General features: G+C 70.3%; 10 protein-coding genes. 2 read left to right on the top strand and 8 right to left on the bottom strand.

Features of this window, described 5'->3' with window-relative positions; all coding sequences use genetic code 11:
* Nucleotides 1-22: 22 nt before the first annotated feature.
* From AB0C29_RS15235 to guaB, 3 genes are all read right to left on the bottom strand, one after another.
* Nucleotides 23-1,459 (bottom strand): M1 family metallopeptidase, encoded by a 1,437-nt coding sequence (locus AB0C29_RS15235; RefSeq protein WP_360820518.1) that lies wholly within the window; start codon nucleotides 1,457-1,459, stop codon nucleotides 23-25.
* Between the two features lie 68 nt (nucleotides 1,460-1,527).
* A complete protein-coding gene (locus AB0C29_RS15230; RefSeq protein ID WP_360556041.1) occupies nucleotides 1,528-2,646 on the bottom strand; it encodes a GuaB3 family IMP dehydrogenase-related protein in 1,119 nt (372 codons plus the stop codon).
* Between the two features lie 27 nt (nucleotides 2,647-2,673).
* Nucleotides 2,674-4,161: an IMP dehydrogenase gene (gene guaB, locus AB0C29_RS15225; RefSeq protein ID WP_360556042.1), complete on the bottom strand. Its 1,488-nt coding sequence runs from the start codon at nucleotides 4,159-4,161 to the stop codon at nucleotides 2,674-2,676.
* 119 nt (nucleotides 4,162-4,280) lie between these two features.
* Between guaB and AB0C29_RS15220 the strand changes: the two genes are divergently transcribed.
* Nucleotides 4,281-4,682: a DUF5319 domain-containing protein gene (locus AB0C29_RS15220; RefSeq protein WP_360820516.1), complete on the top strand. Its 402-nt coding sequence runs from the start codon at nucleotides 4,281-4,283 to the stop codon at nucleotides 4,680-4,682.
* Nucleotides 4,683-5,223: 541 nt separating this feature from the next.
* Here AB0C29_RS15220 and AB0C29_RS15215 read toward each other — a convergent pair.
* Nucleotides 5,224-6,066 (bottom strand): response regulator transcription factor, encoded by an 843-nt coding sequence (locus AB0C29_RS15215; protein WP_360556044.1) that lies wholly within the window; start codon nucleotides 6,064-6,066, stop codon nucleotides 5,224-5,226.
* Between the two features lie 230 nt (nucleotides 6,067-6,296).
* Between AB0C29_RS15215 and AB0C29_RS15210 the strand changes: the two genes are divergently transcribed.
* Nucleotides 6,297-6,686 (top strand): WhiB family transcriptional regulator, encoded by a 390-nt coding sequence (locus AB0C29_RS15210; protein WP_203773793.1) that lies wholly within the window; start codon nucleotides 6,297-6,299, stop codon nucleotides 6,684-6,686.
* A gap of 169 nt (nucleotides 6,687-6,855) precedes the next feature.
* On the opposite strand, the gene AB0C29_RS15205 is transcribed toward AB0C29_RS15210, so the two are convergent.
* The 4 genes from AB0C29_RS15205 to groES all read right to left on the bottom strand — a co-directional run bounded on the left by AB0C29_RS15205 (nucleotide 6,856) and on the right by groES (nucleotide 11,480).
* Entirely contained in the window at nucleotides 6,856-8,673 is a 1,818-nt protein-coding gene (locus AB0C29_RS15205; protein ID WP_360820513.1) for a molybdopterin-dependent oxidoreductase, read from the bottom strand.
* Between the two features lie 46 nt (nucleotides 8,674-8,719).
* A complete protein-coding gene (locus AB0C29_RS15200; protein ID WP_360556048.1) occupies nucleotides 8,720-9,343 on the bottom strand; it encodes a hypothetical protein in 624 nt (207 codons plus the stop codon).
* Between the two features lie 95 nt (nucleotides 9,344-9,438).
* On the bottom strand, nucleotides 9,439-11,091 hold the full coding sequence (gene groL, locus AB0C29_RS15195) for a chaperonin GroEL (RefSeq protein ID WP_360820511.1): 1,653 nt from the start codon (nucleotides 11,089-11,091) through the stop codon (nucleotides 9,439-9,441).
* Nucleotides 11,092-11,165: 74 nt separating this feature from the next.
* Nucleotides 11,166-11,480 (bottom strand): co-chaperone GroES, encoded by a 315-nt coding sequence (gene groES, locus AB0C29_RS15190; protein WP_084297906.1) that lies wholly within the window; start codon nucleotides 11,478-11,480, stop codon nucleotides 11,166-11,168.
* Nucleotides 11,481-11,808: the final 328 nt, after the last annotated feature.

Genomic DNA, 11,808 nt, shown 5'->3' with positions numbered 1-11,808 from the left:
GTCATGACCCACGAGACACCCCCTAAGGCTGCGGCGGCTTTTGCTTGCCGAAGAGCCACGCGTCGAAGAGCGCCCCGAGGTCCTTGCCGCCGGCGGCCTGCTCGGCCGCCGCGATGAACTCCTCGGTGGTGGCGTTGCCGTCGCGGTGCTCGGCCGGCCACGACTTGAGCAGGGCGAAGAAGGCCGGATCGCCGATCGTGCGGCGCAGCGCGTGCACGGTCATCCCGCCGCGCTGGTAGACGGCGTCGCTGAAGAGCCGGTCTGGGCCCGGGTCACCGGTCGGCACCGACCAGTCGAATCCTGAGTAGGCCCGATCGAACGACTGCTGGGCGGTCCGCTCGCCCTCGTGCTCCTGCCAGAGCCATTCCGCGTACGTGGCGAAGCCCTCGTTGAGCCAGATGTCCTGCCAGCGGGAGAGGGCGACGCTGTCCCCGTACCACTGGTGGGCCAGCTCGTGGACGACCACGGTGGTGTTGGGTTCGCCCACGAAGAACGTGTTGCCGTAGACCGGGCGGGACTGGGTCTCCAGCGCGTACCCGACCCGGTCGTCGTCGAGGACCACCCCACCGTTGGCATCGAACGGGTACGGCCCGAACTGAGTGGCGAGGAAGTCCGTGACAGCACCGGTGCGGGCCAGCGCACGGGCGGCGTTGCTGCTGGCCGGCAACGAGTCGGGCAGCGCGATGACCATCGGCCTGCCATCGTGGGTGGTGCTCTGCACCCGGTACTGCCCGATCACCACGAACGCGAGGTAGCTGGCCAGCGGCTTGCTCTCCGTCCAGCGCCAGGTGGTCTTGCCGGCGCTGGTGGCCCGCTCGCCGGGCACACCGTTGCTGAGCACATCGACGCCGTCGGGCACGGTCATGGCCAGCGCGAAGGTGGCCTTGTCGGAGGGATGGTCGTTGACCGGGAACCAGGTGCTGGCGGACTCGGGCTGCCCCAGGGCGAAGGCGCCGTCCTTGGTCCGCAACCACCCGCCGACGCCGAGCGCCTCGTTCTTCAGCGGCTGCGGCTTGCCGCTGTAGTCGACGACGACGGTGAAGGTCTTGCCCTTGACGATCCCGGCGGCCGGGGTCACGACGAGCTCGTTGCCGTCGGCCTTGCTGGTGGCGGGCTGTCCGTCCACAGTCACCTCGGCGACCGTCAGCCGGGCCAGGTCCAGGTGGAACGCCGACAGGTCCTGGGTGGCGGTGGCGGTGATGGTCGCCGTGCCGCCGAGCTGTCCCGAGGCGGGCGCATAGTTGAGCTTCAGGTCGTACCCAGCGACGTCGTAGCCGCCGTTGCCGTACTTGGGGAAGTAGGCGTCGCCGGCACCCTCGGCGCCGGGCGCGAAACTCGGCGGTACGGACGGCGACTGCGCCGCCTGCGGAGTCTTGTCCTCGGCAGTGCACCCGGCGACGGCCAGCGCCGTCACCACGGCCAAAGCGGTTGCTGTCCTGCGGGTACGCCCTCGCTGCATCACAGCAACGACGTTACGTGCCACCGGCGAAAGCGCGGCGAAGCCGCGCTCCCCCGGCGACGCCTGTCTCAGCGGTCCAGGACCAGGCCGACCTTCTGGAATTCCTTGACGTCGTGGTAGCCGCACTTGGCCATCGCCCGGCGCAGGCCACCGAAGAGGTTGAGCTGGCCGTCGGGCCGGTCGGCCGGGCCGTACAGCAGCTCCTCGAGGGTGCCGTCGGGCTCGCCGGCGATGCAGAAACCGCCACGCGGCAGGCTCGGGTGGCTCGCCGCCGAGTGCCACCACGCGCCGCCGGCCGGGGCGCCCTCGGCCAGCGACAGCGGCTCGCCGAGCATGACCGCGTCCGCGCCGCAGCCGATCGCCTTGGCGATGTCACCGGAGGTCTGGATGCCGCCGTCGGCGATGAGATGCACGTAGCGGCCGCCGGTCTCGTCCAGGTAGTCACGGCGGGCGGCGGCAGCGTCGGCGATCGCGCTGGCCATCGGGACGCGGATGCCGAGCACCGTGTCCGTCGTGGACCACTCGTCCGCGCCGATGCCGACGATGACGCCGGCCGCGCCGGTGCGCATCAGGTGCAGCGCGGTCTTGTAGTCCGTGCAGCCGCCGACGATGACCGGCAGGTCGAGGTCGGCGATGAACTCCTTGAGGTTCAGCGGCTCGTCGGTGGTGGAGACGTGCTCGGCGGAGACCAGGGTGCCCTGGATGACGAGCAGGTCGACCCCCGCGTCGAGGATCACCGGGGCCAGCGCGAGGGTGTGCTGCGGCGACACCCGGACGGCCACGGTCACGCCGCCCTCGCGCATGGTGCGCACGCGCTCGGCGATCAGCTCGGGCCGGATCGGCTCCGAGTAGACCTCCTGGAGGCGCTTGGTCGCGTCCGCCTCCTCGTCGAGCCCGGCGAGCTCCTCGAGGATCTTGGTCGGGTCCTCGTAGCGGGTCCACAGGCCCTCGGCGTTGAGCACGCCCAGGCCGCCGAGGCGGCCCAGGGCGACCGCCGACTGCGGGCTCATCGTGGCGTCCGACGGGTGCGCGACGCAGGGGATCTTGAACGGGTACGCGTCGACCTTCCAGTCCGTGGACACGTCGTCCACGTCCCGGGTCCGCCGGCTCGGGACGATGGCGATGTCGTCCAGGTGGTACCCGCGCTGGGCGGTCTTGCCGAGACCGATCTCCACCACGTCACGCATGTCGGAATACCTTCTTAAGGGAGTGGATCAGCGGGAGTGGTAGTTGGGAGCCTCGACGGTCATCTGGATGTCGTGCGGGTGGCTCTCCTTGAGACCCGCAGCGGTAATCCTGATGAGCTGGCCCTTGTCCTGCAAGTCCGGGATGGTCTCAGCGCCGACGTAACCCATCGCCGCGCGCAGACCGCCGATCAGCTGGTGGGCGACCCGGGAGAGCGGGCCACGGTACGGCACCTGGCCCTCGACGCCTTCCGGCACCAGCTTGTCCTCGTTGACGTCCTGCTGGAAGTAGCGGTCCTTGGAGTAGGACTTGGCCTGGCCGCGGGACTGCATGGCGCCCAGCGAGCCCATCCCCCGGTAGGTCTTGAACTGCTTGCCGTTGATGAAGATCAGGTCGCCGGGGCTCTCCTCGGAGCCGGCCAGCAGACCGCCGAGCATGACGGTGTCGGCGCCGGCCACGATGGCCTTGGCGATGTCACCGGAATACTGGATGCCGCCGTCGGCGATGACCGGGACGCCCGCCGGACGGCAGGCCCGCGAGGCCTCCATCACGGCGGTGATCTGCGGCACGCCGACCCCCGCGACGATCCGGGTGGTGCAGATGGCGCCGGGACCCACACCCACCTTGACCGCGTCGGCGCCGGCCTCGACCAGGGCCTTGGCGCCCGCGTACGTCGCGATGTTGCCGCCCACGATGTCGGTGGTGGTGTCCTTCTTGAGCCGGGCGACCATCTCGAGGACCGCACGCTGGTGCCCGTGCGCGGTGTCCACGATGACGACGTCGACACCGGCGTCGATCAGGGCGCGCGCCCGCTTGTAGGCGTCGTCACCGACCCCGACGGCGGCGGCGACCCGGAGCCGGCCCTGCGGGTCCTTGGCGGCGTTCGGATACTGCTCGCTCTTGGTGAAGTCCTTGACCGTGATCAGCCCACGAAGCCGGCCGAAGTCGTCGACCAGCGGCAGCTTCTCCACCTTGTGCCGCTGGAGGAGGGCGAGCGCCTCGTCCTTGCTGACCCCGACCGGCGCGGAGATGAGCGGCATCTTGGTCATGACCTCGCGCACCTTGACGCCGTGGTCGGTGACGAACCGCATGTCCCGGTTGGTGACGATGCCGACCAGCACACCCTCGGCGTCGACGACGGGCAGCCCGGAGATCCGGTAACGCCCGCAGAGGGCGTCGACCTCCCGCAGGGTGTCGTCGGGGCTGCAGGTGACCGGATTGGTGATCATGCCGGACTCGGACCGCTTGACCAGATCGACCTGCGAAGCCTGATCCTCGAGAGAGAGGTTGCGGTGCAGCACACCGATGCCGCCCTGCCGCGCCATGGCGATGGCCATCCGCGCCTCGGTGACGGTGTCCATGGCGCTGGAGAGCAGCGGAATGGAGAGCTCGACGTTGCGCGTCATCCGGGTGATCGTGTTGACCCGGCTCGGCACGACATCGGATTCGCCTGGCTGCAGCAGCACGTCGTCGAAGGTGAGACCCAGGGGCACCGTGCGGGCGGACTCGTTATCCACTGATCATCCCTAGCAAGAGGCGGAGTGTTTCATCCTACCCATCCAGGTGAGGGGCTCTGAAGGGCGGACAGCGCGTGCGGGCCAGCACACACCGCCTCTACATGGGTACGGTAGACACCGTGCAAGAAGAGCCGATCGACCCGTTCAACGGCGACCCCGCCGATCCGGCCGCCGGACTCGACGACCTCACCGAGGACGCCGAGAACGACCCGCTGACCGAGGCCGAGCGGCAAGACGTCCTCGAGGACCTCTCCGACCTGGAGATCTACCAGGCCCTGCTGAGCCCGACCGGGATCCGGGGGCTGGTGATCGAGTGTGAGGACTGCCACGAGCCGCACTACTTCGACTGGGACCTGCTGCGAGGGAACCTCCGGCACCTGCTGAGCAGCGGGCGGCCCCGGGTGCACGAGCCGGCCTACGACCCGGACCCGGACCACTACGTGACGTGGGAGTACGCCCGGGGCTACGCGGACGGCGTGCACGACACGTTGACCGAAGGCACAGACGACGAACCCAGCTGATGGCCTCGCTTCGCTCGGCTGGCACTTCGCCCCAAGGGCGGTCGGTGTCGAGTGCACCAAAACAGGCCACGGCAAAGGGCGCCTAGCCTGTTTTGGCACCCTCGACACCGACGGGCGAAGCGCGACTTTGGTTGCGGTCACTACCTCGATGGGGCAGCTGACCGCGGTTGACTCGGCCCCGGGTAGGTGAGCCGGGAGTAGATGGTCGGGGCCGGCCGGGAGCAACCAGCTGAGGCAGCGGTATGACCGGCCTCGCTCGAATCAGCAAGGCTGACCTGGTGACCTCGGCCAGGCCAGCAAGACCGGCCAGGCCGGCCCAATCGCCCGTCCAGCCCTCGATCAGCTAAATCGCCGGCCCAGCTCTGATCAGCCCAACCGGCCCAACCGCCAATCCGAGCCATCCGGCCCGGTCGCCGGTACAGCTCCGATCAGCCCAGCCAGCGAATTCCGACCGGCCCGGTCGCCGGTTCAGCTCCGCCCGGCCCGACCCGGCCCGGCCGCGAGCCGGTGGTCGGGCCGGGCGGGTCGTCTTGCGGCTCGGTCAGGCGACCAGGCCGGCCCGAAAGCCGGCCGCTACCGCGTGGGCGCGGTCGCGGGCGCCGAGCTTGCGGAACAGTCGCCGCGCGTGGGTCTTGACCGTGTCTTCCGAGACGAACAACTCCCGGCCGATCTCCGCGTTGCTCTTTCCGTCGGCCATGCCCCTCAGTACCTGCAGTTCGCGCTCGGTGAGCGTGAGTCGCCGGCCCGTCGGGGCGTCGGTGCGGCCCGTGTCGTTGCCGGGCCAGACCATCGGGCGGCCCGTTGCCGGGTCGATGTCCGATCCGTCGCCGCGCTGGGCCGGGACCATCGGGGAGTTCGGCAGCATCGCCGGGATGCCGGCCGCGTTCGGTGTGCCGGCCATGGCCAGCCCGTCGCGGTGCAGACCGCGGGCCGTGGCCGAGTTGTTGTTGCGGCCCGCCCCGCCGACCGCGGCCGGTTGGGCGTTCGCGCCGTTGATCGGCATGCCCTGCGGGCGTACCGGTAGCAGGAGGAGCAGCAACGCCTTGGCGACCACACTGACCAGGTCGTGTTCGACGCCGCGGATGACGCCGCGGGCGCCGGCGGCTACGGCTGCCGCCGCGACCCGGGGGTCTTCGGCGCCGAAGAGGACGACCTGCGCCTGTGGGGCACGGGCGAGGACGCGCCGGGTGAAACCAACGCTGTCGGGACGGGTCACGGCGGTGTCGGCCAGTACGACCTCGGCCGGCCTTTCAGCCAGTCGGATCATGGCCTCGGTCTCGCTGACCGCCGTCCGCACGACCCCGGTCATGCCGAGCCGGGCCGCTGTGGAGGCGACGGTCTGGGCCGCTAGTGGGGTTCGGACGCACACGAGGACGGTACGCACAGTGATCCTCCTTCTCTCTCAGAGGAGATCACGCAACGGCCGCAGCATTACGCGCTTTAGATGGAAAAAATAGGAAACATCGGTACGGCTTGCCGCACCGATGGGATACGGCCGACGAAGACATCGACAAGTCGTGTGTGACGAAGCCTGCACCGGGGTACACCGGCGGCAGGCCTGAGCCAGGCCCCTCATGACAGCACTCCGCGGTGCCGCGCGGGAGGAGGGTGTTGATGTCGAACGTTCGCAGACTGCCCGGGCCCATCGCCGATCTTTGGGACTGGCAACGACTCGGCCTGTGCAGGGGGCGCGACAGCGCCCAGTTCTTCCACCCGGACGGTGAGCGTGGCTCTTCCCGCAATCGTCGTGAGGCCAAGGCCAAGACGATGTGCGGAGCCTGCCCGGTCCGGGCGGAGTGCGCTGCTCACGCGCTGGCTGTCCGTGAGCCGTACGGCGTCTGGGGAGGTTTCAGCGAAGCGGAGCGGCTGCGGCTGCTCGCGGTCGGCTGGGAGGACCTTGCCGATCGGACTCACGGACGGGTCGACCTGGTTCGGCTCGAAGCCCGCCTGGGCCGGCCCCACAAGTCGACGGTGCCGGCACAACGGCAGGCACCGGCGGCCTGACGCCGGACCGAGCGCGGCATCACCACACAAGTGACGACGCGGTTCCCTGCGGGGAGCCGCGTCGGCGTGTTCTGCGGCGTGTGAGCCGCGTCGGTGGACATACAAGCCACCGTATGAGCGAACTTGACTGTGTCGTCGGACCGAAAGTGCGGCTTTCGCGTGACTCGATTCAGCCGACCGTGACCTGCACGGAGTGCCACCCGGTGGCCCCGTCCGGCGCGGGCGGGGCGGGCGTGCTGGTCTGAGTCTGACCATCCTTGTCGGTTGCCCGGACCCGCAGAGTGTGCTTGCCCGCGGTGGCGGGCCACGAGTACGACCACTGCACCCACGTGTCGACCGAGACGACCGGGGCGAGCGTGGCGGTGGCCCATGGACCGTTGTCGACCTGAACCTCGACCTTGGTGATCCCGCGGTGCTGGGCCCACGCCACCCCGGCCACCGTGACCGGCCCCGCGTCGCGCTTGGCGCCGTCACGCGGTGTGTCGATGCGTGACTCGGTCTTGATCGGGCCGAGCGCCGACCAGCCCCGCGGCACCCAGTACGCGTCGAAGTCCGAGAACCGGGTCAACTCGATCTCGGTGATCCACTTGCAGGCGGAGACGTAGCCGTACAGTCCCGGGACGACCATGCGCACCGGGAACCCGTGCCGCACGGGTAGCGGCTCCCCGTTCATGCCGACCGCGAGCAGGGCGTCGCGGCCGTCCCGGAGCACGGCCGTCGGGGTGCCACAGGTCCAGCCGTCGCTCGAACGCTGCACCACCTGGTCGGCGCCGGGCAGCGGCTGGGCCTCATCGAGCAGCTCCTTGATCGGGGTGCCGAGCCACAGCGCGTTGCCGATGAGGTCGCCGCCGACCTCGTTGGAGACGCAGGCGAGCGTCACGTAGCGCTGCACCATCGGCCGCTTCAGCAGCTGCTCCCAGGTGATGGTGATCGGGTTGCGCACCATGCCGTGGATGCGCAGCTCCCAGGTCGACGGGTCGATCTGGGGTGGGTACAGCGCGGTGTCGATCCGGTAGAAGTCGTCGTTCGAGGTCACGTAGGCGGTCACGCCGTCGACCTGGGCACCGGCCGGGACGGGTCCGGCGGCCGACGCCGCGGGCAGCACGACCGCGTTGCGGGCGGAGGTCACCGCGCGGCGGGAGGTCAGCAGCCTGCCGCCCACACCACCGACTGCGGTGATGCCGGCAGCGGTGCCGAGCCCGATGAGGAAGCGCCGGCGGCCGTCCTCCCGGTAGGCACTCGGCGACACCGGCGGCCGCGCAAGCCGATCAGCATCAGCCGAGGCGGTGGCAAGCGCCGCCGGCCGACCGCCGGCGCCCCCGGAACCGGAAGCGATCCCAGAGCCGGCGCGCAGGGAATCGGAGGACACGGACCCGGAGGATGCGGAACCCACCAGCGCGGATCCGACGGGCCCGGACTCCGCAGTCGCGGAACCGGGCGGCACGGAACCGGCGGACCCGGGCCCCGCAGGCCCGGAACCAGCAAGACCTGAACCGGAGGGCGCAGACGCGGCCGCTGAAGAACCACCTGTCGGGGTAGCGACCACCGCATCAGGCTCCGCCTCGACTGCTGCCCCCAGCAGGTAACGAAGAGCGAAGAACGCCGCCACCGCCCCGACCAGCGTCGGCAGCGCAGCCGAAACCCCGGCATCGTTCCGGGTCAGCGCCGCGACCACCCCGATCACCGCGAACAACGCGATGCCCACCACCGCGACCACCCGCCGGCGCAGAGCCAGCACGCCCAGCAGAGCGGCGTAAACCCCCAGCAGGATCGCCGTGCCGGTGATCAGCGCGGTCTTGTCATGCGTGCCGAAGATCGCGATCCCCGTGTCCTTGACCGGCGCGGGCACGTTGTTGACCACCACGCCGCCCACCGCGAACAGCGGTGACGACAGCGGACCGGTGAAGACGGCGATCAGCTCGGCGACGCCGAGGGCCACACCGGCCGCCGCGACCCCGGCCAGCGCGGCCCGCAAGGAGAGTTTCACGTCTCCATCCTCCACCCGGCGGCCCCGCGTACCCGGGCCTCAGGTCTTACGTTTCGATGACGGCCGCCGGCCGCAGCGGTGGCAGCGCGGCCACCAGATCATCGAGCAGAGACACCGCGCACCGCTCGGCGCGCGGCTCCGGCAGCTTCGGCACGCCTTCGGCCGGCAGTTCCCAGATCACCCGGCCCGGATCGAGGCGCTCCAGAGCCGCGTACCACTGTTGCAGCGGCTCCCGCAGCTGGACGTGCGCCGCGAAATTGCGCCGCCGCCGGGTCTCGTCCGTGTCCCGCCGGCGTTGCAGCGTCTCGACCTCCGGCAGCCCGACCAGCACCGCGTCGGCGAAGCCGAGCCGGCCGGCCCGGAACGCCTCGCGGGTCACTGTCAGCTCCCGGTCGAACTGCGCGCGCGGGGCCAGGCCGAGGGCCGCCATCCCCCACGCGTAGTGCAGCTTGACCGGGTCGGTGTCGCAGAACGCCACCCCGTCGGCGCGTTCCAGGTCGACGGCCTCGGCCCAGCGCCGCATGCTGACCCGGGCCCAGTGCCGGGCCAGCGCCACCGCGTCGGTGGGCTCCCGGCCGGTCGCGGCGTACTCGGCGACGTACCGGCCGACGTACCGCCGGCACCACGACGTCTTGCCCGCCGCGGTCGGCCCCTCCACCACCACGATCATCCGCGCCTCTTTCCCCGAATCCCGCATCACACACGACAAAGGGCGCGCCGCTGAAACGCGACGCGCCCTTTTGCTCTGACGAATCAGAAATCGGATCAGAAGCCCGGGCCGTGCTGGTGCCCGTGCCCGCCGTGGCTGTGGCCGTGGCCACCACCCGCAGCGGCCGGCTCCGGCTCGGCCGGCTTCTCGACCACGAGGCTCTCCGTGGTGAGCAGCAGCGCCGCGATCGACACGGCGTTGGAGACCGCGTTGCGGGTCACCTTGACCGGGTCGATGATGCCGGCCGCGACCAGGTCGACGTACTCGTCGGTGGCCGCGTTGAGGCCGTGGCCCCAGCCGAGCTCGGCGGACTTGCCCACCACGACGTAGCCGTCGTGGCCGGCGTTCTGCGCGATCCAGCGCAGCGGCTCCTTGAGCGACTTGCGGACGATCTGCACGCCGATCGCCTCCTCGCCGGTGAGGCCGAGGTTGTCGTCGAGCACCGAGGCGATCTGCGCCAGGGCGGCGCCGCCGCCGGGGACGGTGCCCTCCTCGACCGCAGCCTTGGTCGCCGCGATGGCGTCCTCGATGCGGTGCTTGCGCTCCTTCATCTCGACCTCGGTCGCGGCGCCGACCTTGATGACGGCGATGCCGCCGGAGAGCTTGGCCAGCCGCTCCGAGAGCTTCTCGCGGTCCCAGTCGGAGTCCGAGGCCTCGATCTCCTTGCGGATCTGCGCGACCCGGTCGTCGATCTCGGCCTTGCGGCCGCCACCGTCGACGATGGTCGTGTTCTCCTTGTCGACCACGACGCGCCGGGCGGTGCCCAGCATGTCGAGGGTGACCTGGTCGAGCTTGTAGCCGAGCTCGGGGGCGATGAGCTCGCCACCGGTCGCGATGGCCAGGTCCTGCAGCATCGCCTTGCGGCGGTCCCCGAAGCCGGGCGCCTTCACGGCGGCGACCTTGAAGGTCTTGCGCAGGGCGTTCACCACGAGGGTGCTCAGCGCCTGGCCGTCGACGTCCTCGGCCACGATGAGCAGCGGCTTGCCGCCCTGCAGGACCTTCTCCAGCAGCGGCAGCATCTCCTCGACGCTGGAGATCTTCTGGGTGGTGATGAGCAGGTACGCGTCCTCGAGGACGGCCTCCTGCGACTCGGCGTCGGTCACGAAGTTCGGGGAGATGAAGCCCTTGTCGAACTGGAGACCTTCGGTGACGTCGAGCTCGGTGCTCAGCGCGGAGCCCTCCTCGACGGTGATGACACCGTCGCGGCCGACCCGGTCCATCGCCTCGGCGATGAGCTCGCCGATGGTGGCGTCCTGGGCCGAGATGGTGGCGACGTTGGCGATCGCCTTGTGGTCGCCGACCTCGACCGCCTTCTCCAGCAGGGCCTTGGAGACGGCCTCGGCGGCCAGGTCCATGCCGCGCTTGAGCGCGATCGGGTTGGCGCCCGCGGTCACGTTGCGCAGGCCTTCCTTGACCAGCGCCTGGGCGAGCACGGTGGCGGTGGTGGTCCCGTCGCCGGCGACGTCGTTGGTCTTGGTCGCCACCTCCTTGACCAGCTGCGCGCCGAGGTTCTCGTACGGGTCGCTGAGCTCGATCTCCTTGGCGATGGTGACACCGTCGTTGGTGATCGTGGGAGCGCCGAACTTCTTGTCGAGGACGACGTTGCGGCCGCGCGGCCCGAGGGTGACCTTGACCGTGTCGGCGAGCGTGTTGACGCCGTGCTCCAGCAGGTGCCGGGCGTCGTCAGAGAAACTGAGGATCTTCGCCATTTATGGTCCCTTCAACGCACCGGCGCCCTGGACCGGAGAGCCGGGCCAGGGCGGTCAGCACTGTCGGTTAGGTCTTACTTCTCGATGACCGCGAGGACGTCGCGGGCGGAGAGCACCAGGTACTCCTCGCCGGCGTACTTGACCTCGGTGCCGCCGTACTTCGAGTACAGAACGGTGTCGCCGACCTGCACGTCGATCGGAACGCGGTTGCCCTTGTCGTCGATCCGGCCGGGGCCGACGGCGAGGACGGTGCCCTCCTGCGGCTTCTCCTTGGCGGTGTCGGGGATCACGATGCCCGACGCCGTCGTGGTCTCGGCCTCGTTCGCCTGGACCACGATGCGGTCCTCGAGCGGCTTGATCGCAACCTTTGTCGCGGTAGTCACGGGCATACCCTCCTGGGTACAGGTGTTGTCGCCGGCCAGTGGACAGGCCGGGCTGATGCCTCATGCCACCGGGCGGGGCCGTCGTCGCGGGTGCCGGTCCGCCTGGTGCAGGCGCGCATCCCGGATGGGGCGCGCGCTGGCACCCTCAGGTTGAGAGTGCTAATCGGAGATTATGCCGGAACTAGCACTCCGTCAACCAGAGTGCCAGCACGTCACCTCCTAGCAGAATGACTCGCCGTGGACCTCGAACTGCTCGCTGCCCTGCGTACCGCCGAAGGGTCTGCCGCTCTGGCGGCCGCCGCCGACGTCGCCGGCGGCGAGCCGCTGGCCGCGG

Origin of the sequence: Actinoplanes sp. NPDC048791 (assembly GCF_040650095.1) — a bacterium.
Lineage (GTDB): Bacteria > Actinomycetota > Actinomycetes > Mycobacteriales > Micromonosporaceae > Actinoplanes.
This window is presented reverse-complemented; position numbering and strand designations above follow the sequence as displayed.

What these genes read in the sequence shown, in the direction of transcription:
- groL (WP_360820511.1), bottom strand. Translation starts at nt 11,091, where the DNA reads ATGGCGAAGATCCTCAGTTTCTCTGACGACGCCCGGCACCTGCTGGAG.
- groES (WP_084297906.1), bottom strand. Translation starts at nt 11,480, where the DNA reads ATGCCCGTGACTACCGCGACAAAGGTTGCGATCAAGCCGCTCGAGGAC.
- AB0C29_RS15230 (WP_360556041.1), bottom strand. Translation starts at nt 2,646, where the DNA reads ATGCGTGACGTGGTGGAGATCGGTCTCGGCAAGACCGCCCAGCGCGGG.
- AB0C29_RS15210 (WP_203773793.1), top strand. Translation starts at nt 6,297, where the DNA reads ATGTCGAACGTTCGCAGACTGCCCGGGCCCATCGCCGATCTTTGGGAC.
- AB0C29_RS15235 (WP_360820518.1), bottom strand. Translation starts at nt 1,459, where the DNA reads ATGCAGCGAGGGCGTACCCGCAGGACAGCAACCGCTTTGGCCGTGGTG.
- AB0C29_RS15200 (WP_360556048.1), bottom strand. Translation starts at nt 9,343, where the DNA reads ATGATCGTGGTGGTGGAGGGGCCGACCGCGGCGGGCAAGACGTCGTGG.